Origin of the sequence: Dactylosporangium sp. NPDC006015, assembly GCF_040614215.1 — a bacterium.
Classification (GTDB): domain Bacteria; phylum Actinomycetota; class Actinomycetes; order Mycobacteriales; family Micromonosporaceae; genus Dactylosporangium; species Dactylosporangium maewongense.
The window spans coordinates 236506-261198 of sequence record NZ_JBEXUD010000002.1; the positions used below are offsets into that span (position 1 = coordinate 236506).

The following is a 24693-nucleotide window of genomic DNA, read 5'->3' on the forward strand; positions in this document are numbered from 1 at the left end:
CTGCTTGCCGGAATCGGCTGCGGGCGGATCCGATTCGGGAAGCGGCTTGCAGTAGACGCGAAGCTAATGCACTCTCAGCAAGTCGTCAACCACTGGACCGCCCAGACCGCGAACAGTGCTCCTTCGATGGGCCGGCGCCGCCAGACGGCCGCCGCCACGGTCGCGACGGCGAGCAGCTGCAGGGTGAGCCACGCGAGGGGCTGGGCGAGGACGATCGGGCCGGCCACCTTGCCCGCGACGGCAAGCAGGAAGAACAGGTAGGCGAGGGTGCCGGCGACGGTGGCCGCGGCGAGTCCAGCCGGCAGCCACGCCCTGTGCCTGACCACGCCCGCGACCAGCGCGCCCAGCAGGAGCGCCGCGGTCACCAGCCGCGCCCAGGTCGTGTCCCACCAGCCGCGCGGCGCGCTGTCGACGATCGCCGCCTCCGCTGGGAGTGCGACGCCCGGTGCTTCGACGGCCGGGTCGGCGATCCAGGCGGCCTCGAAGTCCCCGTAGCCGGCCGGGAGGAGCGGCAGCCGGTCGAAGCCGTCGTCCTCGGTGCGGTGCAGGACGTGGTTGGTGCCGGCGACGACGCGGACGGTGTGGTGCGGGTTGCCGCCGCGGTCGAGCGCCCCGCCGATGAGCCGGCTGCTGAGCGACGGCACGGCGTCGCGGTCGAGCTCGCCCCACTGCAGGAGGACCGGCTGGCGGACCCGCTCCCAGTGCGGCACCGGGTCGAAGCCGGCCTCGGCGAAGAGCCCGAGGTCGATCGTCGCGCGGACCACGCTGGTCTGCATGAGCCGGGGCAGCGGGCCGCGGACGCCGGCGTGGCGCAGGTACTGCCCGTACGCCCACGCCGTCTCCTCCGCCGGTGTCGTGCCGACCGCGCCGACGGTGATGACGAACGTGACGTCGGTCGAGCGGTTCGCGGCGATCGGGGCGACGAACGCGCCCTCCGACAGCCCCCACAGGCCGGTCTTCCGGGGATCGACATCCGGCCGGGCGCGCAGCAGGCGGAGCCCGGCGAGCGCGTCGTCGGCCAGCACCGAGTAGTCGCGGTGCATCAGGGAGTACCCGGTGCTGCGCTTGTCGTAGGTGAGCGTCACGATGCCGTGCCGCGCGTACGCCTCGGCCTCCGCCCGCAGGTAGCCGCGGCCCCGGCTGCCGGCGCCCTCCAGCAGCACGATTGCCGGTTTCCGGGCATCCCCTCCGGTGGGCGCGAGCACGGTGCCGTGCAGCGTGACGCCGCCGTTGCCGGTGAACGTCACCTCGGTCGCCGTCAATCCCTCGGGTGCGGCCTGTGCCGGCGTTCCCACGGTCAGGGGCGCCGCCACCAGCACCGCCGCCGCGATCGCCATCATGATCCTTCGCATGCCGCTCAGCCTGGCCGTCGCGGGCAGGCAGGCCCAGGGCGGCGACACCCCTGTGCATTCAGGTGTCCGCACCCTGTCCGGCCCGCCCCGGCGCCGCCTACCGTCGGAGCCGTGAACCGCTTTCGTGATCGATTGGCCGAGCTGCGCCGGCTCGCGGTGGGCGCGGCCGTCGGACTGCCGGCCCCGGTGCTGCTGGTTTCGTTTGCGGCGTCTGTACCGGCGAGCCTCGCCGCCGGAGCGGGAGTGCTCCTGTTCGCGGCCGCGCTGTGGGCCTGCCGCAAGCTGGCCGGAGTGCAGCGCCGGGCCGCGGCGGTGCCCGCCCCGTACGCGCCGCTCACCGGCGGGCCGCTGGCGCGGCTGCGGACCGTGGTGCGCGACCCGGCGACGTGGCGGGACCTGCTGTGGCTGCCGTGCCAGTTCGTGGCCGGCGTCGGCGGCTTCGTCGTCGCCGTCGCGCTGTGGCTCGCCGCCGTCCAGTGCGTGACCGCCCCCGCGCTGCGCGCCCTGCTGCCGTCGCCGACGGGCTACGACCCGGCGGTGCTGGAGTGGACCGGCCGCTCGGGACCGCTGACCTGGATCCTGGTGCCGGTCGGCGCCGGCCTCACGGTCGTCGCGGTGTGGCTGCCGCGCCACCTGATCCGGGCTCAGTCGGCGCTGGCCCGGGCGCTGCTCGCGCCCACGTCCGCGGCCCGGCTGGCGGCCCGCGTCGACCGGCTCACCACGACCCGGGCGGCCGCCGTCGACGCGTCCGCGGCCGAGCTGCGCCGCATCGAACGCGACCTGCACGACGGCGCCCAGGCGCGGCTGGTCCTGCTCGCCATGCACCTCGGCGTCGCGTCGGACGTCATCGACGACGACCCGGCGGTGGCGAAGGCCCTGCTGGCCGAGGCCCGGACCGGCGCCGGCGCCGCGCTCACCGAGCTGCGCGGCCTGGTCCGCGGCATTCACCCGCCCGTCCTCGCCGACCGCGGCCTCGCCGCCGCCGTGCACGCGCTCGTGCTGGGCAGCGCGGTCACCGTACAACTGGATCTGCGGCTGGCGCGGCGGCTGGCGGCACCCGTCGAGGCCGCCGCCTACTTCGCCACCGCCGAGGCGCTGGGCAACGCGATCCGGCACAGCGGCGCCGGCGAGATCCGGATCGCGCTCGTGGACGCGGGCGACGCGGTGCACATCACGGTGCGCGACAACGGCGTCGGCGGCGCCGACCCGTCCCGGGGCACCGGCCTGCTCGGCATCCAGCGCCGCCTGTCCGCGTTCGACGGCACCCTGCACGTCACCAGCCCATCGGGTGGCCCGACCGTGCTGGAGATGTCACTGCCGTGCGAGGCTTGACCGTGCGCGTCTTGATCGTCGAGGACCAGGTGCTGCTGCGGGACGGGCTGACCCGGATGCTGACCGCGTACGGGTTCGACGTCACCGCCACCGACCCCGACGGCGCCGGTCTCGCCGACCGGATCGTCGCCGCCGCCCCGGACGTCGCGGTGGTGGACGTCCGCCTGCCGCCGACATTCACCGACGAGGGGCTGCGCGCCGCCGTCGCCGCCCGCCGCGCGGTGCCCGGCCTGCCGGTGCTCGTCCTGTCCCAGTACGTCGAGCGCCTCTACGCCCGTGACCTCCTCGCCGACCGGTCCGGTGCCGTCGGCTACCTGCTGAAGGACCGGGTCGCCGAGGTCCGCGAGTTCGTCGACGCCGTCCGCCGCGTCGCCGCCGGCGGCACGGTCATGGACCCGGAGGTCGTCGCGCAGCTGATCCACCAGCCGTCCGCGCTCGACGGCCTCACCGGCCGCGAGGCCGAGGTCCTCCGCCTCATGGCCGAAGGCCACTCCAACGCCGCCATCGCCGCCCGCCTCGTCATCGCGGAGAAGTCGGTCAACAACCTGATCAACTCGCTCTTCGCGAAGCTCGGCCTCCCCCCGTCCGGCGACCACCACCGCCGCGTCCTGGCCGTCCTGAGCTACCTCGACCACCGCTGACCCGTCTTGAGCAGGCTGCATAATGCTCGGCATGGTGAAGTTCCGGGGTGCGACGCCGAACGATGTGCCGGCGCTGGTGGAGTTGGTGCAGCGCGCGTACCGCGGGGACAGCAGCCGCGAAGGGTGGACGACCGAGGCGGACCTCCTCGAAGGCCAGCGGGCCGACCCGGAGATGGTCGCGGAGGCGATCGCCACCGGCTTCGTCCTGGTGGCGGAGGACGAGCGGGGCGTCGTCGGGTGCTGCCAGCTGGAGCGCCGCGACGGGTACGTCTACTTCGGCATGTTCGCCGTCGACCCCCGGCAGCAGGGCAACGGGCTCGGCCGGGCGGTCCTCGAGGAGGCCGAGCGGCGGTCCCGGGACGAGTGGGGCGCCGGCGAGCTGCGGATGACGGTGATCGTCCAGCGGGACGACCTCATCGCCTGGTACGTGCGGCGCGGCTTCGCCAGGACCGGCGAGCTGTCGCCGTTCCCGTACGGCGACGAGCGCTTCGGCCGCCCGCTGCGCGACGACCTGCGGTTCGAGACCCTGACGAAGAAGCTGGGCTGAGCGCCGCGGCGCCGGCCCAGCGCCGAGCGGCTAGGTCAGGCGGATCCCGCGGCCGAGGTACGCCTCGGCGATCAGGGTCGTCCACTGGTAGACGGCGTCCTCGTTGGGGGCGAGCGGCCCCGGGACGAAGTGCGGGGAGGCCAGCCCGCGCTGGACGGACTCGCACGCGGCCCAGTCCTGCCGGTTCGTCAGGTCCCAGAAGTCGACGGCGTACGCCGTCTCGGTGAACCCCTCCGGGAAGAACCAGCTGCACTCGATCGTCGTCAGCCCCGGCTCGACAGGCGTCAGCCGGTGCGTCATCACGTAGTCCGGATGCGCCGACACCAGCAGGTTGGGGAAGAGCCCCACGTACAGCACCGTGCGGCGCGGCGCGTCGGGGATGAAGTGCCCGGGCCCGCTCCCGTCGAACGACATCGTGGTCGCGTGCGGCCGCAGGTCCATCGAGCCCCCGACCCACGCCCCCGGCAAGGCCCAGTTGTCGCCCGACGTGGGCGGCGACACCTTGCACAGCTCGGGGTGGATCAGCGGGCAGTGGTAGCACTCGTGATAGTTGTCGATCATCACCTTCCAGTTGGCGGCCACCCGGTATTCGTGCCTGGCTCCCAGTTGGAGTTCGCCCATCCCGTACGGACGCAGCAACCGCTCCAGGTCCCCCAGGTGCTCGCCGAACGGCTCCGCGCGGGCGCCCGCGTTGACGAACAGCCACCCCTCCCACTCGGCGGCGGGCAGCTCGATCAGCCCGAGCTCGCCGGCGTCGACCGCCCCCATCCCGGGCGCGGTCGCGAGTTTCCCGTCGAGCCGGAACGCCCACCCGTGATACGGGCACACGGCCGACGGCCGCCCGTTCGACGCCCCGTCCGGCAGCAGCTCGTGCGCCCGGTGCCGGCACACGTTGGCGAACGCGCGGACGGCCCCGGCCGGGAAGGTCAGCAGCACCCCGACGTCGCCGACGGTGACCGCCCGCTGCGTGCACCCTTCCCGCAGCTCGTCGACGCGCCCCACGCACGTCCACGCGTCCGCGAACAGGTGCCGCCGCTCCCATGCCAGCACCGCGGGGTCGGTGTACGCCGCCGCGGGCAACATCCGCGACGACCCGAACGGCAACAACGCGGCCTCAACGGCCCCCCGCTCCACCGGCGCTTCCATCCCTCCATCATGACCCGCCCCACGCCGGTCAGGGAACGGCACTACACGCTGCTGTGACAGGTGGCGAATCGCCACCCTCCCACCTGGCTCGATCGTGTCGGAGACGTGGCGGCGCGTTGCTACAGTCGTGCGCTCGACGAGGACTGGAGGGCAGCCGGGATGCGGGGGTTTCGCGGCGACCTGGCCCAGTTGCTCAAGGCGCGCTTCCCCGTGCTCTACATCGAGTCGTACGAGGAGCAGCGGGTCCTCGCCGAGGTGACCGCGGTGGCGCGGGACGCGTCGCTGCTGCGCACGCCCCGCCCGGTGTGGACGTGGTCGGCGACGCAGGGGCTGGTCCAGCCGGACGGTGTGCCGCACCGGGGCACGACCGAGCCCGAGGCCGCGCTCGACGTGGTCCTGCGCGGCCGCGAACCGGGCGTATTCCTCTTCAAGGACCTGCACGCGGCGCTCGGCGGTGGTGACCGGCCGGCGAACCCTGTGGTGGTGCGGCGGGTCCGTGACGTGGCGGCGGCGTTCCGCTCCGGGCAGGTGCCGCGGGTCCTGGTGATCGTGTCACCGGTACTGCGGATCCCTGTCGAGCTGGAGAAGGACATCACGGTCGTCGACTTCCCGCTGCCGGGCGAGGCCGAGATCAGGGCGCTGCTGGACAGCATGATCGCCAGCAACGCGGCGGGCGGGCGGATCCGGATCGGGTTAAGCGACGTGGACCGGGAGCGGTTCGCCAAGGCCGCCGCCGGCCTGACGCTGCACGAGGCGGAGAACGCGTTCGCCCGCGCGATGGTCAGCGACGGCGTCCTCGACGTCCATGACCTCGCCGTCGTGCACGACGAGAAGCGGCAGGCCGTCAGCCGGTCCGGGGTGCTGGAGTACGTGGAGGGCGGCGCGGAGCTCGCGGACGTCGGCGGGCTGGAGAACCTGAAGCGGTGGCTCGCGAAACGGGACGGCTCCTGGCTGGCCGCCGCCGCGCAGTACGGGCTGCCGGCGCCCCGCGGCGTGCTGATCACCGGCGTGCCGGGCTGCGGCAAGTCGCTGACGGCGAAGGCGGTCGCGGCGGCGTGGGGGCTGCCGCTGCTGCGGCTGGACGTCGGCCGGGTGTTCGCCGGGATCGTCGGGTCCAGCGAGCAGAACATGCGCACGGCGCTGCGCACCGCGGAGGCGACCGCGCCGTGCGTGCTGTGGGTCGACGAGATCGAGAAGGGCTTCGCGGCCGGCGTCGGCGACGGCGGCACGACGCCGCGGGTCTTCGGCACGTTCCTCACCTGGATGCAGGAGAAGACGAAGCCGGTCTTCGTCATCGCCACCGCCAACGACATCGAGCGGCTGCCGGCGGAACTGCTACGCAAGGGGCGCTTCGACGAGATCTTCTTCGTGGACCTGCCGACCCGCACCGAGCGGGCCTCGATCTGGCGGGTGCACCTGGGCAAGCGGCTGCGGCACAAGGCCGTCGCCGGCGAGCTGACCGTGGACGAGCGCGTCGTGGCCGAGCTGTGCGACTTCAGCGCCGGGTACTCGGGCGCGGAGATCGAGCAGGCGGTCGTGTCCGGCCTGTTCGACGCGTTCGCCGAACGCCGGCCGCTGCGCCAGGACGACCTGATCCGCGCGACGGTGAACATGGTGCCGTTGACCGTCACCCAGGCCGAGCGGGTCGCCGCGATCCGGGCGTGGGCCGAGACGCGGGCGGTGGCCGCGACCGCGGCCGAGGACTGGGACCTGGGCGCACCGCCGCCGGGCATGGGTTCCGCGACGTCGACAGGAGGTGCCGGATGAGTGTGTCGCTGATCCTGGTGCCGCTGGCCGTGGCCGCCGTGAGCGCCGCGCACGGCCTGCGGTCCGGGCGGGACGAGCAGCAGCAGGCGGTCTGCCAGGTGCAGACCCGGATGCGGGACGCGTCGCTGCTGGCCGCCGCGCTGCGCGGGACGCAGGCGGAGGTCACCGAGACCGGCGAGGAGATCGTCGCCAGGTGGAAGGGCACGCAGGCCCGCTTCACCCGCGGCGAGGACGAGATCTGGGCCGCGCACTTCACCGGCGACGTCGACGAGGCGCGCGCCGTGGACATCGTCCGCGCGATCGACGCCGGTTACGGCCTGCAGGTCCAGCGGGCGGTGCTGGAGCGGCTGCGGGAACGGGCGCCCGCGGCGGGGCTGCGCCTGGAGTCCGAGAGCGTCGCCGCCGACAGCAGCGTCAAGCTCGTCTTCGCCGTGGAAGGGAAGTCGTCGTGACGTCCACGCCGCGCATCGTCGTCACCGTCGGCAGCGACGGGCAGATCAGCGCCGAGACCGAGGGGCTGCTCGGCGGCGAGTGCCTCGACTACATCGCGGTGCTGGAGGACCTGCTCGCCGCCCGCACCGTGCAGAGCGCCTACACCGCCGACTACGCCCGGGTCCGCGTCGACGAGCCCGTCCTCGAGGTGCAGCGGGATGTCGATCGTGCCTGACGCGTTCCGGCCGTACACGCCGCAGTACGGACCGAACCCAGCGGCGAAGCTGAGCTGGCGGATCCTGCAGAGCTGGTGGCTGCTGCTGCCGATCCTCGGCTCCAGCTGCATCGGTAGCGCCGGGTTCCTCTACGTCGGGTTGCGCGCCAGACGGCCGGCCTGGTGGATCGCCGGGATCGTGTACATGGTGCTCAGCTGGGTCAGCTTCCTGCTCGTCGGCGCTTCCCCGCAAGGGCAGCCCTCCGCCGTCGCCAACTGGGCCATAGGGGTGTGGCTGGCGCTCTGGTTCGCCGGCGTGGTGCACGCCTGCCTGCTCAACTCGGCGTGGTTGCAGTGGCGGGCGGGCTACGTCCCCTGGTACGCCGAGCCGTCCGCCCCGCCGCCGACCTGGCAGCAGCCAGCGCCCGCAGCCAACTTCACCGTGCCGCCCGCCTACTCCAACCCGGCGCCACCCGCGTTCCCCGGCCCAGCGGCCACCGCTGTCAACCCCGGCTCACCGGCGCCCGCCTTCAACCCCGGCCCACCGGTCGCCGCCTTCGGTCAAGGCCTTCCCGCCGCCTTCGGCCAAGGGCCGCAGGCCGCCCCGTTCGGTCAAGGGCCGCCCGCCGTCCCGCTCGACAAGGGCGCCTTCAGCCAAGGCCCGCCCGCTGCCGGCTTCGATCAGGGGGCGCCGGCCGTCGTGGACGTGAACACCGTCTCCGCGGCGGACCTGGCCCGGCTGCCTGGGTTCGACCTGGACCGGGTGCGCCGGACCGTCGCCGAGCGCGGGCGGCGCGCCGGGTTCGCGAGCGTGGAGGAGTTCGCGTCCGCCGCCGGCCTGGCGCCGCACGAGTTCGCCCCGCTGCGGGACCGGCTGACCTGCACGCCGCCGACGACGCACTGGCAGCGGCCGCCGGAGGGCCGGGTGCTGGATGTCTGAGCTGCCGCTCGTACCGGCGACGAACACGGATCCCGACAACGTCGCCGTCGCGAGGTTCCTCGCCGCCACCACCGCGGAAGGCCCCGGCGAGCGGACCGCGGTCTGGGTGCAAGGTTGCACCATCCGCTGCCAGGGCTGCTTCAACCCGCACCTGTGGGCCTTCCGCGGCGGCGCCATGACCCCTGTGGAAGCGTTGGCGGCTCGTGTACTGGCGGCGAACACCACCGGGGTGACCTTCCTCGGTGGCGAGCCGTTCGACCAGGCCGCCGCGCTCGCCAAGGCCGCCGCGGCGGTCCAGGCGGCGGGGCGGTCGGTGATGACGTTCACCGGGTACACCACCGGCCAGCTCCACGAAGCCGAAGCAGCCGGCAGGTCTGACGTCGCCGCCCTGCTCGCCGCGACGGACCTGCTGGTGGCGGGCCCGTACGTCGCCGGCAAGGTCGACACCGCCCGCCCCTGGGCGGGCTCGACCAACCAGGAGTTCGTGCTGTTGAGCGACCGCTTCCCGCACCTGCTGGACGACCTCACCACGACCCCCGACCGGGTGGAGGTCACGGTCGGCGCCGACGGGCGGGTCGCGGTGAACGGCTGGGCGGAGCTCGACGCGCTCGACACCCTCCTCGCCGGCCTCGGGCAACGGCGGCGTGGAGAATCGGAGCCGTGCACGACCTGAGACACGATCCGCACGGCGACGCGCTGCACTGGGTGGACGGGGCGCGGCTGCTGCGGTGGGAGCCCGGCGGCGAGCCGGTCGACGTGACCCCACCGGGCGTGGGCGTCGGCGGCGGGGCGCACGTGCACGGCGGCGGCGACTTCGTGGTCGCGCCGGACGCGGTCTGGTGCGCCACGCCGGACGGCCTGTTCCGGGACTCGACGCTGGTCGCCGAGGGGGCGTTCGGCGACCTCGCGCTCGGCGATGGTGAGCTCCTCGCGGTCCGGGAGGACGCGAGCGGCGACGCGCTCGTGGCGGTCCCGCTCGACGGGGGTTCGTTGCGGGTCCTGGCCGAGGCGGCGGGCTTCTTCGGGGCGCCGCGACCGGCGGGCGGCATGCTCGCCTGGACGTGGTGGAGCGCGAAGGACATGCCGTGGGACGCGTGCGAGGTGTGGGTCGCCGGCTACGAGCCCGGCGGCGACATCGGCGACCCGATGCGCGTCGCGGGGGGCGGCGACGAGGCGGCGATCGAGCCGCGCTGGGGCCCCGACGGGATGCTGTACTTCATGTCCGACCGGACCGGCTGGTGGAACCTGTACCGCCACGACGGCACGGCCATCGCCCCGATGCCCACCGACTGCGCGGCGCCGCCGTGGGAGCTGGGCAACGCGTCGTACTGCTTCCTCGACGACGGCCGGATCGCCATGCTCGTGCGCGAGGGCCCCACCCACCGCCTGCTGCTCGACGGCTCGGCTGTCCCCCTCCCGTACACCATGATCAATCCCTCCTTGACGGCGTGGGGCTCTTCGGTGGCCCTGGTCGGCTCCGCGCCGGGCCTCGGACAGCAGCTCGCGATCGTGGACCCCGCCGGCTTCTCTCGCAGGGTCGTCGCGTCCGCCGCCGTCCCCGTCCCCTCGCGTATCCCCGTGCCGGTCAACGGCGACCGGTTGCTGGTGGCGCTGGTGTACGGCGCAGCCGGCGGCCCCACCGTCGTGCGCGTGCCCGCGGGCCCGCCAGATCTCGACCAGGTGCGGCGCTTCAACGAGCACGGCTTCACGGTCGTCGACATCGAGGACTTTGCCGACGCCGCGGACTGCCGCACGGTGGCCTCACACCTGATCGACTCCGGCCTCGCGACACAGGTCTTCATCCACGGCGAGGGCATCGGCGGGCCGACGGCCCTGGAGGCGGCGGGCGGCCCGTTCACCGCCGCGGCCGTCACCCCACCCGCCCCAGCGCCGCGTTTCCTCCGCCCGCTGGCTCGCCCGCCCGTCGACGCCAGCGCCCCAGTGCACCTCATCGGCGACGACTTCTCCGAAACGATCCGGTTCTTCGAACTCCATCGGGCTCGTTGACACTCCACGTGCGTTGACAGATAGCTTCGTGAAAGCGAAGCTATCTGTCATGGAGTTGGTGACGGTCGGGGACGCGGCCGCTCGACTCGGCGTGTCCACCCGCCAGGTGCAGCACCTCGTCGCGGCCGGCGTGCTGCGGTCTCTCGCGCGTGGCGTCATCGACGCGATGTCGGTCGAGCGGTATCTGGTGAGCCGGGGCAGTTACCGGTGGCGGGCCTGGTCGAGCCCGACCTCCTGGGGCGCCGTCGCGCTGCTGTCCGGCCACGACGCCGGCTGGGTCGGCACCGCCCAGCGGTCCCGCCTGCGCAGGCAGCTTCACGCGATGGCCGCCGAGGAGCTGGTGGGACGCGCCCGCGGAAGGGCGGTCGCCTCGCGGTACACCGGCCACACCAGCACCGCGGGCAGGCTCCGCGGGCAGGTGGTGGACACCTCCCGGGCGAGCGAGGCGCTCGGCCTGACCGCGACGGTGGCTGTCGACGGTTACGTCGCCGCCGCCGAGCTCGACGCGATCGCCGCCCGCCACGGCCTGATCCCCGACGAGGCCGGACCGTTCACGCTGCGGGCCACCGACATGCCGCTCGACGTCGTCGCCCAGCTGGCGAGCGCCGGGCCGGTGCTGGCGGCGCTGGACCTCGCGGAGTCCCTCGACGTCCGCGAGCGCCGCGCCGGCCTCGACGCCCTCACCAGCGCACTGGCCCGGTTCCGTGACTGACCGCCAGACCATCGACATTCCCGGCCCGCGCGGCGGCTGGCTGCCGCCATGGCCCAACGTCGCCGCCGGGTCGAGGTGCTACGGAAGGCACTGCCGGACAGCCACCCGGCGTGGCGCGTGCTGGGCGGCGACGTTCGCGGTCAGGGCCAGGCGGCGCTGAGGCTTCTGACCGCTGGGTGATCGTCAGGTTCGCGTCGGCCGGCGGCGGTGTGCGACGAGGCCGGCGGTCAGGACGACGGCCACCGCGCCGAGCGTCCACGGGTCACTGGACCGGCCGCCGAGGTCACGGTCCAGGAAGTGCGCGACAGCATGGACGGTCGCGCCGACCGACCCGCCGAACAGCGCCACGGACAGCCCGTCCCGCCAGACCAGGCTGATCAGGATCGCCGCGGTCAGTCCGAGCTCGAACGCGCCGATGTCGTGGAACAGATGCTCGTTGTACGGCGGGTACGTCGCGATGACGTCGTAGAACGAGCGCGGGGCGAAGAACGCCCACACTCCCGGCCCGCCGTTGATGATGGCGGCCAGCACGAGGGCTGCGGTCGTGAACGGGCTGCGTTTGGTCATGGTTGTCTGGACGTACGAGGCCCGCGAAACGTGACACCCCCGCCGCCGTCGTCGTCGCGGGAAAGTGTCGTACCTCGTGGATAGGCTCGGCTGCATCGACGTGGAGTTGGGAGGGAGGTGGCACATGGCTTCGGACTTCGAGGAGCTCGCCGCCTTCCTCCGGCGGCCCGGGGTCGGTGAGCATCCGGTCGACGAGGTGCGGGAGTCCGTCTGCGGGTCGTGCGGCGGCGGGCGGTTCGAGGTGCGGGTGATGGACACGGCGAAGGCCGCCCGGCGGACGTGTCTGGGGTGCGGGCAGCACGCGTTCATCGCCGACAGCCTTGAGTACTGGGACGAGGACGACGAGGTGCAGGTGGTCTGCGCCTGCGTGTGCGGCGAGGAGGAGTTCGCGGCGGCGGTCGGGTTCTCGCTGCGTGAGGATGACGACGACGTGCGCTGGATCTGCGTCGGGCTGCGCTGCCTCGCGTGCGGCCGGCCCGGCATCTACGAGGAGTGGCTGATCAAGTGGGGGCCCAGCAACTACCTCCTGGACCACGCATGAGGTCGTGTCTGAGAAATCACCCTGGTCGCCGCGGTCTTCAGGGAATCGGTCCGTGGTGGGCGGGGTTGTCGGCGGTATGACGACGATCGGGTTCATCGGAAGCGGGTTCATCGGCGGGACGGTGGCCCGGCTGGCGGTCGCGGCCGGGTATGACGTGGTGGTGAGCAACTCGCGGGGGCCGGAGACGCTGCAGGACCTCGTCACCGAGCTCGGGCCGCGGGCGCGGGCGGCCACGTCGGCCGACGCGGCGGCGGCCGGGGACATCGTGGTGGTGAGCGTGCCGTTCAAGGCGTTCGACAAGGTGCCGGCAGAGCCGCTCAAGGGCAAGGCCGTCATCGACACCAACAACTACTACCCGCAGCGCGACGGCACGTTCGCCGAGCTGGACAACGCCGAGACGACCAGCAGCGAGCTGCTGCAGCGGCACCTGGACGGCGCCCACGTGGTGAAGGTGTTCAACAACATCTACTTCAAGCACCTCGGCTCGCTCGCCCGGCCCGGCCAGGCCGACGACCGCAGCGCGCTGCCGATCGCCGGCGACGACGAGACCGCGAAGCGCGCCGTGGTCGAGTTCCTGGACACCATCGGCTATGACGCCGTCGACGTCGGGACGCTGGCGGACGGATGGCGGTTCCAGCCGGACACCCCTGCGTATGGACCGCCGTATGGCACGTTCGACGACCCGGCCGGCCACCAGGCCACCGCGGACCAGCTGCGGACGGCGGTCGACCAGGCCAAGCGCTGACCACCTGCCACGGACGCCCCGGCCAGCCACCAGGGCCGCCTGAGCGGAGGTTCGGGTGGCTGCCGGGCGCCGCGCGACCAAGAGGGTGCACCAACGACCGGCGATCAGGGCAGCCGCTGACAATCCGACTCGGACGACCCGGCCAGCTATTGGGGCTGCGGTTGGGCGCTGACGACCAGACGCGAGCCACCCGGGCCATCGCGCTGAGCGGTGACGACCAGGCGCGGCTCGGCCGGGCACCAGGGCAAGCGTCGAGCAGGCCGGGGGCTGGTGACCGGATACGGTGGAGCGATGGACACGCTGGCGCGGTTGGGTGATGAGTACTTCCGGCTGCACTTCGCGGCTGAGCCGTTCGCGGCCACCGTGTTCGGCGTGGACGGGCACGACGCCGACGTCCCCGATCCAGGCAGGGCCGCGGCCGGCAGGCACCGGGCCGCGCTCCAGCAGGTCGAGGCGGAGCTCAAGACCGTCGAGACGGCCGGGCTCAGCACGCAGGAGAAGATCAGCCACACGATCCTGGGCCGGCTGCTGCGGGACGAGCAGCGGATCTCCAAGGACGGCGTCAGCGAGGTGGCGGTGACGGCCAGCATCGCCGGGCCGGTCGCGCAGGTGGTTTCGACGATGACGACGACGGGCGACGCGACGTACCTGACCCGGCTCGCGAAGCTCGGCGACTTCTTCGACGGTTACGTCACGCGGTACCAGCAGGCCGCGCAGGACGGGCGGTTCCCCACGGCGCTGGGCGTGCGGCAGGCGATCGCGCAGGTCGACGCGTACCTGAGCACGCCGCTGGAGCGGGACCCGTTGCTGCAGCGCGACGTCGCGCAGACGAAGCAGGCCGCCGACCTGGTCACGGAGCACGTGCGGCCGGCGTTGCGGCGGTTCCGGACCGTACTGGACGAGCAGCTGCTGCCGGTCGCCCGCTCAGGGGACCAGGTCGGGTTGTGTCACGTGCCCGGCGGCGCCGACGGGTATCGCACCCTGATCGCGGCGTACACCACGACCGACCTCGGGCCGGAGGAGATCCACCAGATCGGCCTCGACCTGGTGGCGGGGCTGCGGGAGGAGTTCGCCGACCGGGGTGGGCGGGCGCTGAACGCGAGAAGCACGGACGACGTCATCACACGGCTCAGGGACGACCGGGAGCTGCGGTTCGACAACGCCGGGCAGATCGTCGACGCCGTCACGACGGCGCTGCGCAACGCCGAGGAGGCGGTGCCGGACTGGTTCAGGAAGTACGACACGGCGCCGTGCGTGGTGCGGGAGATGGACGCCGCCGAGGCGGAGAACTCGGTGCTCGGCTACTACGTCGCGCCCGCCGCGGACGGTTCGCGGCCCGGGGCGCACGTCGTCAACACGTACCGGCCGGAGTCGCGGGCCCGGTTCGAGTACGAGGTGCTCGCGTTCCACGAGAGCGTCCCGGGGCACCACCTGCAGATCGCGGTCGCGCAGTCGCGGGCGGACCTGCCGCGGTTCCGGCGGTTCACCTACTTCGACGCGCACGGCGAGGGCTGGGGCCTGTACACGGAGCGCCTCACCGACGAGATGGGCCTGTACACGTCGGAGCTGAACCGGCTCGGCACGGTGTCGTTCGACGCGTGGCGGGCCTGCCGGCTCGTCGTGGACACAGGCATGCACCATCTCGGCTGGTCGCGAGACCGGGCCATCGCGTACATGCGCGACAACACCGCCCTGTCGGAGACCAACATCGCCAACGAGGTCGACCGGTACATCGCGATGCCGGGGCAGGCCCTCGCGTACATGCTGGGCCGGCTGCGAATCCAACAGCTGCGGGAGCGGGAGCGGGCGGCGCTCGGGCCGGCGTTCGACATCCGCGCGTTCCACCACGAGGTCCTCGCGCACGGGCCGCTGCCGCTGGACACCCTCGAGGACCTGATCACGTCCCGCTGGTAACTTTCACGCCGAAACGGTTTCGGCAAGCGTTTCGGGCACGGGTAGCCCACACAACACATTGACACGCATGAGCAACGTTGGCACGGTTCCGAAAAGGATTTCGGCAACCGGCAACGGAAGGAACAGCGCTCATGCTGCGAAGACTCGTCCTGCCCCTCGCCACCCTCGCGATACTCGCCGGCGGCCTCACGGTGGCGGAGACCGCCGCCCAGGCCGCCCCCGGACAGAGCGACAACCTGGCCCGATCGGCCACCGCCAGCGCCTCGTACACCTCGCCGTGGGAGAGCACCGCCGCGGTCAACGACGGCATCGACCCCGCGAATTCCAACGACACCGTCAACCGGCGCTGGGGCACGTGGCCGAACACCGGCGAACAGTGGGTCCTGCTCACGTGGGCGTCGACGCAATCCATCCGCTCATCGGACATCTACTTCTTCGACGACGGTGGCGGCGTCCGTACGCCCGGCAGCTGGCGCCTGCAGTCGTGGAACGGTTCGTCCTATGTGGACGTGGCCGGCGCGGCGGGCTATCCCACGGCCGTGAACCAGTACAACGCCGTGAACTTCACCCCGGTCAGCACCAGCCGCCTGCGCCTCGTCCTGCAGAGCGGCGCCGCGTCGGTCGGCGTGCTGGAGTTCCGGGCGTACAGCACCGCGATCGGCACCACGCCGCCGCCGACCAGCGGCTGGAACCCGCCGGCGAACCTCGTCACCCCGCTCAACCAGGTCTGGCAGCACGTCGAGTCGACGTATTCGAACCCGTACGGGTTCCGCAACTACGGCTGGGACCAGGTGTTCGCGAACCGGGGCAGCATCAATTACTGCGTCCGTTGGGATTCCAGCGCCCCGGTGAGCGCCGCGCTGCGCGACCAGATCCACGCGTCGCTGGCGCGGCAGTTCAAGAAGTGGATGGACGTGATGGCCGGGCACAACGGCTGGCCATACCAGAACGTGCCGCTGAAGGTCGTCGGCTGGGCGGTCCGCGACCGGGCCACGCTGCAGTGGTCCGACAACTCGGTCGACGTCTACGTCAACAACATCCGGGAGAACGCGCCGCAGTGCTCGGAGCCGTGCGGCCGGTTCTTCAACCAGAGCGGCAACTACCCGAACTGCCCGGGCGGCGCCTCGCACCACTACGACATGTCACTGTGGCTGACGGCCGGCATGAACGGCGGCGCCGGCGGCGACTGGGGCCAGCGCGTCGGCAGCGAGTACTTCGTCGGCGCCCTCAACAACGACAACATCCACATCCTGCTGCACGAGATAGGCCATAGCTTCGGCCTCGACGACTTCTACGACTGGACGCCCACCGGCGTCGGCGGCTTCCTCATGAAGGCCGGCTCGGCCTCGTCGATCACCGAGTTCGACGCCTGGATGCTGCGCGACTGGTGGCGCCACCTGAAGAGCCGTTACGGGTATTGATCACCCAGCTGACGCGGGTGCCGTGCCTTCGCGGCACCCGCGTCATAGCGCCTGCAGCTTGTCGGGGTTGGCGACGTTGTAGATGCCGGCGATGCGGCCCTGGTCGTCGAGGTCGAGCGTCATGGTGCCGATGACCCGGCCGGCGCCGCGGAACACGATGCCCGGTCCACCGTTGAATTCCACGAGGTCGACGCGCATGTCGGCGAGCTGCACCCCCTGGTACGGCTGCTGACCGAGCGTCGCGAACCACGCCGCGACCCGCTCGGCGCCGGTGACCGGGCGGGTCGCCTGGCGCACCTTGCCGCCGCCGTCGGTCCACAGGGTGACGTCCGGCGCGAGGAGCTGCATGAGCGTGTTGATGTCGCCGCCGGTCGCCGCGGCGAAGAACCGCTCGGTGACCCGCCGCTGGGTGGCCTGCCCGGCGTGGAACCGGGGGCGTCGCGCGTGCACGTGCTCGCGGGCACGGTGCCCGACCTGCCGGACGGCGTCCTCGGAGCGCTCGACGGCGGCGGCGATCTCCGCGTACGTGAACCCGAACGCCTCCTTGAGCACGAACACGGCGCGCTCCAGCGGGCTCAGCGTCTCCAGCACCACGAGCAGCGCCATCGACAGCGAATCGCCACCGTCGGCCCCACCATCCAAGCCGCCGGTCGGGATCGGCTCCGGCAGCCACGGCCCGACGTAGACCTCCCGCCGGGACCGCGCCGACCGGAGCCGGTCCATGGCCACGTTCGTGACGATGCGGACCATGTACGGCTTGGCCTCGCCCACCTGCGCCCGGTCCACGGAGGACCACTTGAGCCACGCGTCCTGGACCGCGTCCTCGGCGTCGGACGCGCTGCCGAGGATGCGGTACGCCACGGAGAAAAGCAGTCGGCGATGGATTTCGAACTCGTCGGTCATCACGATCAGTACAGCACCAGGACGCCGACGACCGGAGCCATGTACATCAGCGGAAACATCACGTGTGAGTAGGACCTCGCCCGCAGGACGGTGATGACCGCCCCGGTGAAGTACAGGACGAGGCCGATGCCGGCCGCCACGCCGACGGCCGGGACGAACAGTCCGGCCAGCAGCCCCAGTACACCCGCCGCCTTCGCGACGCCGAGCCATGGCCACCACGTGGCCGGGACGCCGTAGGCCGCGAGCGGCTCGACGACCCACTTGGCGCGCATGAAGACCGACACGGCGGAGAACCCGACCCAGAGTGCTGCGGCGATGGTGATTGACGTAGTCATGACCGCGGGACGGATGCCGCGGCGCCGAACGTGACATGCGCGTGTCATCCGTCACATCACTCTGCAGAACAAGTTGCATCACCATGCAGTGTGATGCATATACTTACGGCATGTCCAAGGTGCTCACCTCCCTGCCCGTCGGTGAACGTGTCGGAATCGCCTTCTCCGGCGGCCTGGACACGTCCGTAGCTGTCGCGTGGATGCGCGAGAAGGGCGCGGTGCCCTGCACCTACACCGCGGACATCGGGCAGTACGACGAGCCCGACATCGCCTCGGTCCCCGGCCGCGCCGGCGCGTATGGCGCCGAGATCGCCCGCCTGGTCGACTGCCGCGCCGCCCTGGTCGAGGAGGGCCTGGCCGCGCTCGCCTGCGGCGCGTTCCACATCCGCTCCGGCGGCCGCACCTACTTCAACACCACCCCGCTGGGCCGCGCCGTCACCGGCACCCTGCTGGTCAACGCGATGCTCGAGGACGGCGTCCAGGTGTGGGGCGACGGCTCCACGTTCAAGGGCAACGACATCGAGCGCTTCTACCGGTACGGGCTGCTGGCCAACCCCGCGCTGCGCATCTACAAGCCGTGGCTGGACGCCGCCTTCGTCACCGAGCTCGGTGGCCGCAAGGAGATGTCCGAGTGGCTGCTCGCGCACGGCCTGCCCTACCGGGACAGCACCGAGAAGGCGTACTCCACCGACGCCAACATCTGGGGCGCCACCCACGAGGCGAAGACCCTCGAACGCCTCGACACGGGCATCGAGATCGTGGAACCCATCATGGGCGTGCGTTTCTGGGACCCCGCGGTCGAGATCGCCGCCGAGGACGTCACGATCGGCTTCGAGCAGGGCCGCCCCGTCACGATCAACGGCAAGGAGTTCGGCTCCGCCGTCGACCTCGTCCTGGAGGCCAACGCCATCGGCGGCCGCCACGGCCTGGGCATGTCCGACCAGATCGAGAACCGCATCATCGAGGCGAAGAGCCGCGGCATCTACGAGGCCCCGGGCATGGCCCTGCTCTACACCGCCTACGAGCGCCTGGTCAACGCGATCCACAACGAGGACACCGTCGCCGCGTACCACAACGAGGGCCGCCGGCTGGGTCGCCTGCTGTACGAGGGCCGCTGGCTGGACCCGCAGGCCCTCATGCTCCGCGAATCCCTCCAGCGTTGGGTTGGCTCCGCCATCACCGGCGAGGTCACCATCCGCCTGCGCCGCGGTGAGGACTACTCGGTCCTCAACACCACGGGGCCCGCGCTGAGCTACCACCCCGACAAGCTGTCCATGGAGCGCACCGAGGACTCCGCCTTCGGCCCGCTGGACCGCATCGGCCAGCTCACCATGCGCAACCTCGACATCGCCGACTCCCGCGCCAAGCTCGAGCAGTACGCCCGCATCGGCATCGTCGGCAGCGGCCAGCACCGCCAGCTCGTCTCCGCGACCGAGCAGTCGACCCGCCTGATCGGCACCATGCCCGAGGGCGGCGCGGAGGAGATCGCCTCCCGCGGCAAGGCCGCCACCGGCGACGAGCTCCTCGACGCGGCCGCCATGGAGGCCGGCACCGACTGATCCGTCCGCACCGCCTGGCGGGGACCCTTCGTGGGTCCCCGCTTTGCTGTTCACAGTCGGCGTTCCGACACATCGCGGTTGTCGCTGATAGACGTCTACGCAGGTCAGGCGGCCGGAGTACAAAATCCGACCGCTTGCGTGGGCTGGCTAACGTGCGACCGCATGCGGGGGGTTCCTGCCCCCGTGTCCGAATTGATTGAGGACGTGATGTGATGCGCAGACAGATACAGGCAGTGCTGGCGACCGCCGTGCTGAGCGCCGCCGCGCTCGTGCCGGCGTCGGCAGCCCACGCGGCCAGCCGCTGCAACGACCCGGTCCCGCCGCCGTCGTGCGTCGGCGAGCCGCCGGAGAGCACCGACGACTCCCCCGTCGGCACGGTGACGTTCACCAATCTGGGCACCGCGGTGCGGGCCACCGGCTGGGCGCTCGACCCCGACGGCGGGCCGCTGCAGGTGCGGGTGGCCATCGACGGCACGATCGTCGGCGGCACCACGGCCAACCTGCCCAACGGCACCAAGAACAACGGGTACGACGTCACCGTCGCCCTGCCCACGATGCCGGGCGGCCACCACGTCGTGGTGTCGGTGGCCAACTGGCCGGACGGGACCACACCGGTCGCGTTGAACCGCGTCCTGGGCTTCACCGACGTGAACGTGGCGCTGCCGGGGCCGACCGACCTGCAGCTGTCGGCCGGCGTTCACTCGCTCTGGTTCAACTGGACCGACAACGCGACCACGGAGACCGGCTTCTACCTGTCGATCAGCTGGGACCAGACCGTCTGGAACGACAAGGGCCAGCCGAGCCGGGTGCAGAGGAGCAACACCTGGTTCCTGCCGGCCAACCCCGGCACCGGGCCGATGTCGCACTTCGTCGAAGGGTTCCCCGAGAACACGTACTACCTGGCCAGCGTCTACGCGGTCCAGGACGGCGGCATCCGCTCGCGGGCCGCTACCGGCAACGTCCGCACCACTGAGTAACCTCCGGCACAGCAACGGCGGCACCCGGCCATCCGGGTGCCGCCCCGCTGCTGTTTACGGGAGGGGTGCCTTCGGCAGGGACGGCGCGGAGTTGAACACCTGCACCCCGGCCTCGTTGTCCCCGTCGAACGGCGTCACCGGCCCCTGCCCCGCCCCGAGGCAGAAGTCGTCCCCGGCCGGGTCCGCGAACCACATGCCCACGTGCCCCAGCTCCTTGCGCACCCGCTCCTTGCCGACCAGCGTCGAGGAGAACGCCTCCTCCGCGATCATCCGCAGCTCGGTCCGCCCCTTGCCGTACTTGTCGGTGAACACGTCCCCCACGTACTCGGCCGCCCCGAACGGCGCCGCCGGCACTTCGAGCAGGAACACCGTGAACGCCGTGTTCGCCGGCCCACCGCTGACCCTGACGTCGAAGACGTCGAACCCCTTCACATCGGTCTCCAGCGCGACGCTCACGTCGACCTTGACCTTCGGCATGCACTTCGCCAGCTGCTCCGAACTGGGCGCCAGCTTGAACTTGACGACCTCAGCCTTCTTCCCGCCGGTCGACGTGTAGTTCCCGACCTTGTCCAACTCGACGTCCCCGTACATCGCCCCGTAGCCGACGAACGCCGCCGCCCCCGCGACCGCCCCGACCGTCAGCAACGCAAGCCCCTTGACCACTCCCATGACTCCGACCTCCCACTCGGGCTACACAGCGGCGGATTCGCCGTCGGTACCCCAGAGCACGGCCAGCGCGCCGCCCCCGTTCACCAGCCCCGATGTCGCGACCTCGACAACGAACCACTTGAACCGGCATCACTCAATGGCATCGACCTCAGCCCGCTTGCGGTACTCGTTCAGCGCCGCGTCGAGCCCTTCGGCGTACTCGTACAGCCCGATCGCGTTGTAGCTGCGGCCGGCCCTCTCCAGCATGTCGATGAGCTTGAGCAGCTCGTCCTTGCGACCTTGGGTCATCGCCTTGAAGGTTTCGGCGAACGCCTGGTTGTCGACGAGGGACGCCGCATGGCGGCTGCGCGGATCGGCCTCCAGCGCCTTCATGACCTTCGACCACGCCTCGGTGCGCTCGCGGGTCAGTTCGGCCCGGCGCATCGCCAGCTCGTGCTCGGACTGCATCTCGATTCGCCGCTGCCAGTACGGCTGCATGCTGGCCCTGACCCGTGGATCCGGCAGCACGAACACCTCCGGACGGCAGATGAGCCGCTTGGCGGCCGCACCCATGGTCCAGTCCTTGACGGCCAGCCGGGCGGTGAGCTCCCGTTCGAGCTGGGCCGAGCGGTGCGGCTCAAACGTCCTCGCGACACGCTCGGTCCGGACGCGCAGCTCGTGCACCGCGTCAGGCGTGTAGGTGTCGACCAGCAGCTCGAACTGCGTGCGGGTCATGCGCTTGGCGTACCAGGTGAAGGTCGGCCGGACCGAGAAGTCGAAGGCGTCGCCCTTCGCCGCCAGCGCGAGCGGTACGCTCGGCCGGCTCTCGACGAGGTCGGTCTCGACGACCGGCTGGTCGACGGGCAAGGGCTGCCACCAGTCCGCGAGGAGCTGACGGAACCGGTGCCGCCCGGGCCGGGCGGTCGGCTGTTCGGTGGTGGCGTAGAAGTCAGCGGTCATGGTGCTGCCCCTTCCAGCATGGCTGCGACGGTGTCGAGGATCGGGTTGCCCGGCATGCTGCGCCGCCAGAAGCAGCGCATATAGAAGTCGGCACGGCGGTGGATCGGGCCGCCTCGAAGGACGTGGCCGAGGACCTCGCACAGCACGTCGGCGAGGTCGGCGTCGGCGGCGGCGAGGCCGATCCAGCGTTCGAACACGGACCACGCCTGCCGGGCGGTGGCCGGATTCAGCAGCGCGCCGGGCCACAGTCCGGCATGGTCGACCGCCGAGACCTCGCCCGTGGCGGTCTGTCGCAGGAGTGCTGGCCAGGCGTTGGTCCCGGCAGCTCCGATGGCGTCGCTGTCCAGGCTTGCCAGCTGCACCATGCAGCGGCTGGCCATGGTCCGCAGGTTCGCGATCGGCGAGTCGGGCCAGCGGACGAGTTCCTGCATCACCGCCGCGCTGTGGGTCAGGTAGAGGCCTGCGACCCCGAAGGGGATCGCGTTGCTCGTCCGCTGCATGCTGTCGCGTGCTGCGCGCTCGAGCACCGCCAGCGCCTTGAGCGGGTACCGCCGCCGGAAGGTGTTCGTGGCAAAGGTGCGGACCGCGGTGTCCCGACGGTTGCCCGACGACTCGGACCACCCCTCGACGCAGGCCAGCACCCGCGGCTCCAGGTCGGCATTGTGGACGGCGAGCTCACACGCGAGCGCGGCGGCTTCACGTCGTGAGCGGCGGTCGCTCGCCGCCCAGTTCTCCAGCAGGCCCCGGTGGATCTGGTCGAAGTCGTACTCGCACAACAGCCCGGCGGCCGCGGCGATCGGGCTGGCGTCGTCCGTCTCGACAAGGTCGTCGAGCCACTTGAGCAGCGGCCAGCGCGCCGTGTCGTACTCGTGCCACGCGACGTCGAGCAGCCCCCGGACCAACCCTGGCTGGCGGAGCCGGGCAAGCCTGGCCGCACCGACGCTGCTGGACCGGTCGGCGGGCAGGTCTCGGCGGATGCCGTCGAGCAGGTCGTCCAGGCTGTGCTCGAGCACGGTCCGGTCGGTCGGGGTTCGCCCGGCCGCCTCGTCGATCCGCCGCGTCAACACGTCGATCGCCTGGAACACCCTCGTCAGCGGGTACCCGTCGAACACCGCGAACGCCAGCCGGGCGGCCCGGCGGTGCTGCGCCAGGCGGCGGGCCTGTTCCTGTTCGCGGCCCCTGCCGTCGTCACCCGGCGCCGCCCCCAGCAACGTCACGGCCTTGGCGCGCAGGGCCGCACGATCGGCCAGCAGGTCGACGGCGCCGTCGGCGTCCGGCCGCAGTTCGGCGAAGTCCGTGGCGAACCGCACGGCGTCCGCCATCGTGGTCACGGACAGGTGCTGCACGAACTCGGTTCGGCAACGCTCGACGTACGAACGGATGCACCTGCCCTCACAGGTCGGGCATGTGCCGATGCAACGACCCAGGTCCCCGAGCCGCCGCTCCAGCCAGACGAGGAAGACCTTGTGCGGGTCGGGGCGGGCGTGCTCGACGTGGTATTCGACAAGCTGCCGGCTGTTGGCGTCGGCGAACCCGACGAGCACGACGGTCGCTCGCGCCGCGCGGGCCATCATGGACAGCTGCGCCAGCTCCGAAGGCTCTGGCTCGGCGGTGGGTGCCAACTCGACGATGTGCCCGTGGTCCGGCCTGAGCAGGTCCCTGTCGGAGAGGTACGCGTGGATCGGGTCATCGCCGATGAGATGCAGTTGGGTGATCCGATCCGGCGTGTGGGTACGCGCCAGCCCGACCAGTGCGGCGGTCACCCTTCCGCTGCCGGCGGACCCTCCGAGGTAGGCGACCGGGCGCCGGGCGAGGCTTTCGACCAGGCGGTCCGGTGTGGTCGTGGCCGCGTAGGTGTGGATCCGTTCCAGCACCACGGCCCCGTCCAGCGGCTGGTTGACGAACCGCCGACGCCCGGGACCGGTGCCGACGTTCAGGACCGTGCCGACCGACGTCGAGTTCGGTCCGATCGCCGAGGGTCCGAGAAAGCCCGAGTCTGAGATGCCGTACGACCGAATCATGTTCGCGGCCAGCGAGCGCACGGTGTCGGCGCCGTCGTCACGCCCCGCGGCGGCCGGTTGGTCGCGTTCGGCCTTCGGCTCGTTCTCGGCGGTCACGGCTCGACCCTTCCGTTCCATGCGCCGTGCACCGTGCCGATGGCGGTGCCGCCGGGCCCGAACACCGTCGGCCCGTGGGTGGTGACACCGCTGATCTGGTACGTCGCCGGCACATCCGAGGGTGCGTCGCTCTGCTGTACAGGCTTCGTCTTCTCAGCCGGCGCGGTCCACGGCACCGTGCTCACGTCCTCGTCGGGCACGCAGATCCAGGCGTCCATGGTCAGCTGCTTGACCGCGACCCGCACCTGGGCGAACCGTTCGGGGCGCAGTCCGCGGTACCCGTGCCGGACGACGTCGTGGAAGATGCTGCGCGACACGATCAGGGCGACCGACGCGCGCGGGAACGTGTCCAGCGCCTGCCGGAGCGGGTCGGCGTCCAGCAGCCGGCACACCTCGACGACGGCCTCGCCGGGGAAGCCGTTGGCGCCGGTCAGGTGGACGAGGCCCTGGTGGATCGCGACGCGGAGGCGGACCTTCGCCTCGGGCAGCAGGCTGCGGTTGTGTTCCCGCAGGATCCGGTCCAGTGCCGGCACGAAGTCGGCCACGACCGTGAGCTCGGAGGTCTCGGCCGGCAGGATCGCCAGCTCGCCGTCGCCGCTCTGTTGCGTGGTCCAGTCCTCGCGTCGCAGCCCGATGCTGGCGACGGCCTCGGCCATCACCTCGCGGAAGAGCCGTTGCGCCTGGTACTGCCGCAGGTTGTCGCGCGGGCTGTAGCGCTCCATGTCGACCGCGACGAGCACACAACGTCTGGGATGGTCCGGCTCGGACATCGCCGCCGCCTTTCACCGTCGATCGCCGCACGGCGGACACCGGCGACCGCTCCTGTATATCGATGAATGCCGCTGGAAATTCCGTCGAAATACGGCATGCGGAACCCGTCCTGCGAGGCAATGCGCTGCCGCTGTACGCGCTTCGA

25 protein-coding genes are annotated in these 24693 nt (G+C 71.9%); 16 read left to right on the forward strand and 9 right to left on the reverse strand.

The window, feature by feature from the left end:
- Window positions 1-74 precede the first annotated feature (74 nt).
- Window positions 75-1352 carry a hypothetical protein gene (locus ABZ321_RS04150; protein ID WP_354889238.1) on the reverse strand — a complete coding sequence of 426 codons (1278 nt, stop codon included), beginning with the start codon at window positions 1350-1352 and terminating at the stop codon, window positions 75-77.
- Window positions 1353-1463: 111 nt separating this feature from the next.
- Between ABZ321_RS04150 and ABZ321_RS04155 the strand changes: the two genes are divergently transcribed.
- Genes ABZ321_RS04155 through ABZ321_RS04165 form a run of 3 tightly spaced genes read left to right on the forward strand, consistent with a single transcriptional unit; the run spans window position 1464 to window position 3872 of the window.
- Window positions 1464-2684 (forward strand): sensor domain-containing protein, encoded by a 1221-nt coding sequence (locus ABZ321_RS04155; RefSeq protein WP_354889240.1) that lies wholly within the window; start codon window positions 1464-1466, stop codon window positions 2682-2684.
- A gap of 2 nt (window positions 2685-2686) precedes the next feature.
- Window positions 2687-3325, forward strand: a complete 639-nt coding sequence (locus ABZ321_RS04160) for a response regulator transcription factor (protein WP_354889242.1) — start codon at window positions 2687-2689, stop codon at window positions 3323-3325.
- A 31-nt stretch (window positions 3326-3356) separates the two neighbouring features.
- Complete coding sequence (locus tag ABZ321_RS04165) at window positions 3357-3872, forward strand: N-acetyltransferase (RefSeq protein ID WP_354889244.1); 516 nt, start codon at window positions 3357-3359, stop codon at window positions 3870-3872.
- Between the two features lie 30 nt (window positions 3873-3902).
- Here the strand turns inward: ABZ321_RS04165 and ABZ321_RS04170 are convergent, their stop codons facing one another.
- Window positions 3903-5018, reverse strand: coding sequence for an aromatic ring-hydroxylating dioxygenase subunit alpha (locus tag ABZ321_RS04170; protein ID WP_344514864.1), 1116 nt, complete (start codon window positions 5016-5018; stop codon window positions 3903-3905).
- A 159-nt stretch (window positions 5019-5177) separates the two neighbouring features.
- Between ABZ321_RS04170 and ABZ321_RS04175 the strand changes: the two genes are divergently transcribed.
- Genes ABZ321_RS04175 through ABZ321_RS04205 form a run of 7 tightly spaced genes read left to right on the forward strand, consistent with a single transcriptional unit; the run spans window position 5178 to window position 11090 of the window.
- On the forward strand, window positions 5178-6785 hold the full coding sequence (locus ABZ321_RS04175; protein ID WP_354889246.1) for an AAA family ATPase: 1608 nt from the start codon (window positions 5178-5180) through the stop codon (window positions 6783-6785).
- A complete protein-coding gene (locus tag ABZ321_RS04180) occupies window positions 6782-7237 on the forward strand; it encodes a hypothetical protein (RefSeq protein WP_344514868.1) in 456 nt (151 codons plus the stop codon). Before ABZ321_RS04175 ends, ABZ321_RS04180 begins: the two co-directional genes overlap by 4 nt.
- Window positions 7234-7452, forward strand: coding sequence for a DUF2997 domain-containing protein (locus tag ABZ321_RS04185; protein ID WP_344514870.1), 219 nt, complete (start codon window positions 7234-7236; stop codon window positions 7450-7452). The genes ABZ321_RS04180 and ABZ321_RS04185 overlap by 4 nt, the downstream gene beginning before the upstream one ends.
- Window positions 7436-8371, forward strand: coding sequence for a helix-hairpin-helix domain-containing protein (locus tag ABZ321_RS04190; protein WP_344514872.1), 936 nt, complete (start codon window positions 7436-7438; stop codon window positions 8369-8371). The genes ABZ321_RS04185 and ABZ321_RS04190 overlap by 17 nt, the downstream gene beginning before the upstream one ends.
- Entirely contained in the window at window positions 8364-9044 is a 681-nt protein-coding gene (locus ABZ321_RS04195; protein WP_344514874.1) for a 4Fe-4S cluster-binding domain-containing protein, read from the forward strand. Before ABZ321_RS04190 ends, ABZ321_RS04195 begins: the two co-directional genes overlap by 8 nt.
- On the forward strand, window positions 9032-10378 hold the full coding sequence (locus tag ABZ321_RS04200; RefSeq protein WP_354889250.1) for a S9 family peptidase: 1347 nt from the start codon (window positions 9032-9034) through the stop codon (window positions 10376-10378). The genes ABZ321_RS04195 and ABZ321_RS04200 overlap by 13 nt, the downstream gene beginning before the upstream one ends.
- A 49-nt stretch (window positions 10379-10427) precedes the next feature.
- The gene (locus ABZ321_RS04205; RefSeq protein ID WP_354889252.1) at window positions 10428-11090 is read left to right on the forward strand and encodes a hypothetical protein; all 663 of its coding nucleotides are present in this window, start codon (window positions 10428-10430) and stop codon (window positions 11088-11090) included.
- 183 nt (window positions 11091-11273) lie between these two features.
- Here the strand turns inward: ABZ321_RS04205 and ABZ321_RS04210 are convergent, their stop codons facing one another.
- A complete protein-coding gene (locus ABZ321_RS04210; protein ID WP_354889254.1) occupies window positions 11274-11657 on the reverse strand; it encodes a hypothetical protein in 384 nt (127 codons plus the stop codon).
- A gap of 124 nt (window positions 11658-11781) precedes the next feature.
- Here ABZ321_RS04210 and ABZ321_RS04215 point away from each other — a divergent pair, with 124 nt between their 5' ends.
- From ABZ321_RS04215 to ABZ321_RS04230, 4 genes are all read left to right on the forward strand, one after another.
- Window positions 11782-12198: a hypothetical protein gene (locus ABZ321_RS04215; RefSeq protein ID WP_354889256.1), complete on the forward strand. Its 417-nt coding sequence runs from the start codon at window positions 11782-11784 to the stop codon at window positions 12196-12198.
- Window positions 12199-12274: 76 nt separating this feature from the next.
- Complete coding sequence (locus ABZ321_RS04220) at window positions 12275-12943, forward strand: NAD(P)-binding domain-containing protein (protein ID WP_354889258.1); 669 nt, start codon at window positions 12275-12277, stop codon at window positions 12941-12943.
- A 291-nt stretch (window positions 12944-13234) separates the two neighbouring features.
- A complete protein-coding gene (locus ABZ321_RS04225) occupies window positions 13235-14857 on the forward strand; it encodes a DUF885 domain-containing protein (protein ID WP_354889260.1) in 1623 nt (540 codons plus the stop codon).
- A gap of 131 nt (window positions 14858-14988) precedes the next feature.
- The gene (locus ABZ321_RS04230; RefSeq protein WP_354889262.1) at window positions 14989-16278 is read left to right on the forward strand and encodes a cellulose-binding protein; all 1290 of its coding nucleotides are present in this window, start codon (window positions 14989-14991) and stop codon (window positions 16276-16278) included.
- A gap of 42 nt (window positions 16279-16320) precedes the next feature.
- On the opposite strand, the gene ABZ321_RS04235 is transcribed toward ABZ321_RS04230, so the two are convergent.
- Window positions 16321-17181, reverse strand: a complete 861-nt coding sequence (locus ABZ321_RS04235; RefSeq protein ID WP_344514892.1) for an RNA polymerase sigma-70 factor — start codon at window positions 17179-17181, stop codon at window positions 16321-16323.
- A 5-nt stretch (window positions 17182-17186) separates the two neighbouring features.
- Window positions 17187-17516, reverse strand: coding sequence for a DoxX family protein (locus ABZ321_RS04240; protein ID WP_344514894.1), 330 nt, complete (start codon window positions 17514-17516; stop codon window positions 17187-17189).
- Between the two features lie 110 nt (window positions 17517-17626).
- Here ABZ321_RS04240 and argG point away from each other — a divergent pair, with 110 nt between their 5' ends.
- Together argG and ABZ321_RS04250 are read left to right on the forward strand one after the other, a co-directional pair.
- Window positions 17627-19075, forward strand: coding sequence for an argininosuccinate synthase (gene argG / locus ABZ321_RS04245; protein WP_354889265.1), 1449 nt, complete (start codon window positions 17627-17629; stop codon window positions 19073-19075).
- 212 nt (window positions 19076-19287) lie between these two features.
- Window positions 19288-20052 carry a hypothetical protein gene (locus ABZ321_RS04250; RefSeq protein ID WP_344514898.1) on the forward strand — a complete coding sequence of 255 codons (765 nt, stop codon included), beginning with the start codon at window positions 19288-19290 and terminating at the stop codon, window positions 20050-20052.
- Between the two features lie 54 nt (window positions 20053-20106).
- On the opposite strand, the gene ABZ321_RS04255 is transcribed toward ABZ321_RS04250, so the two are convergent.
- The 4 genes from ABZ321_RS04255 to ABZ321_RS04270 all read right to left on the reverse strand — a co-directional run bounded on the left by ABZ321_RS04255 (window position 20107) and on the right by ABZ321_RS04270 (window position 24547).
- Complete coding sequence (locus ABZ321_RS04255; protein WP_344514900.1) at window positions 20107-20721, reverse strand: hypothetical protein; 615 nt, start codon at window positions 20719-20721, stop codon at window positions 20107-20109.
- A gap of 129 nt (window positions 20722-20850) precedes the next feature.
- Entirely contained in the window at window positions 20851-21660 is an 810-nt protein-coding gene (locus ABZ321_RS04260; RefSeq protein ID WP_354889268.1) for a hypothetical protein, read from the reverse strand.
- Entirely contained in the window at window positions 21657-23777 is a 2121-nt protein-coding gene (locus ABZ321_RS04265; RefSeq protein ID WP_354889270.1) for a hypothetical protein, read from the reverse strand. The genes ABZ321_RS04260 and ABZ321_RS04265 overlap by 4 nt, the downstream gene beginning before the upstream one ends.
- Window positions 23774-24547: a hypothetical protein gene (locus tag ABZ321_RS04270; protein WP_354889272.1), complete on the reverse strand. Its 774-nt coding sequence runs from the start codon at window positions 24545-24547 to the stop codon at window positions 23774-23776. Before ABZ321_RS04270 ends, ABZ321_RS04265 begins: the two co-directional genes overlap by 4 nt.
- Between the last annotated feature and the right edge of the window lie 146 nt (window positions 24548-24693).

Coding starts and splice junctions, on each gene's coding strand:
- ABZ321_RS04255 (WP_344514900.1), bottom strand. CDS start 20,721: ATGGGAGTGGTCAAGGGGCTTGCGTTGCTGACGGTCGGGGCGGTCGCG.
- ABZ321_RS04205 (WP_354889252.1), top strand. CDS start 10,428: ATGGAGTTGGTGACGGTCGGGGACGCGGCCGCTCGACTCGGCGTGTCC.
- ABZ321_RS04175 (WP_354889246.1), top strand. CDS start 5,178: ATGCGGGGGTTTCGCGGCGACCTGGCCCAGTTGCTCAAGGCGCGCTTC.
- ABZ321_RS04225 (WP_354889260.1), top strand. CDS start 13,235: ATGGACACGCTGGCGCGGTTGGGTGATGAGTACTTCCGGCTGCACTTC.
- argG (WP_354889265.1), top strand. CDS start 17,627: ATGTCCAAGGTGCTCACCTCCCTGCCCGTCGGTGAACGTGTCGGAATC.
- ABZ321_RS04190 (WP_344514872.1), top strand. CDS start 7,436: ATGTCGATCGTGCCTGACGCGTTCCGGCCGTACACGCCGCAGTACGGA.
- ABZ321_RS04220 (WP_354889258.1), top strand. CDS start 12,275: ATGACGACGATCGGGTTCATCGGAAGCGGGTTCATCGGCGGGACGGTG.
- ABZ321_RS04235 (WP_344514892.1), bottom strand. CDS start 17,181: ATGACCGACGAGTTCGAAATCCATCGCCGACTGCTTTTCTCCGTGGCG.
- ABZ321_RS04270 (WP_354889272.1), bottom strand. CDS start 24,547: ATGTCCGAGCCGGACCATCCCAGACGTTGTGTGCTCGTCGCGGTCGAC.
- ABZ321_RS04230 (WP_354889262.1), top strand. CDS start 14,989: ATGCTGCGAAGACTCGTCCTGCCCCTCGCCACCCTCGCGATACTCGCC.
- ABZ321_RS04240 (WP_344514894.1), bottom strand. CDS start 17,516: ATGACTACGTCAATCACCATCGCCGCAGCACTCTGGGTCGGGTTCTCC.
- ABZ321_RS04260 (WP_354889268.1), bottom strand. CDS start 21,660: ATGACCGCTGACTTCTACGCCACCACCGAACAGCCGACCGCCCGGCCC.
- ABZ321_RS04165 (WP_354889244.1), top strand. CDS start 3,357: ATGGTGAAGTTCCGGGGTGCGACGCCGAACGATGTGCCGGCGCTGGTG.
- ABZ321_RS04215 (WP_354889256.1), top strand. CDS start 11,782: ATGGCTTCGGACTTCGAGGAGCTCGCCGCCTTCCTCCGGCGGCCCGGG.
- ABZ321_RS04170 (WP_344514864.1), bottom strand. CDS start 5,018: ATGGAAGCGCCGGTGGAGCGGGGGGCCGTTGAGGCCGCGTTGTTGCCG.
- ABZ321_RS04210 (WP_354889254.1), bottom strand. CDS start 11,657: ATGACCAAACGCAGCCCGTTCACGACCGCAGCCCTCGTGCTGGCCGCC.
- ABZ321_RS04150 (WP_354889238.1), bottom strand. CDS start 1,352: ATGCGAAGGATCATGATGGCGATCGCGGCGGCGGTGCTGGTGGCGGCG.
- ABZ321_RS04250 (WP_344514898.1), top strand. CDS start 19,288: ATGCGCAGACAGATACAGGCAGTGCTGGCGACCGCCGTGCTGAGCGCC.
- ABZ321_RS04180 (WP_344514868.1), top strand. CDS start 6,782: ATGAGTGTGTCGCTGATCCTGGTGCCGCTGGCCGTGGCCGCCGTGAGC.
- ABZ321_RS04195 (WP_344514874.1), top strand. CDS start 8,364: ATGTCTGAGCTGCCGCTCGTACCGGCGACGAACACGGATCCCGACAAC.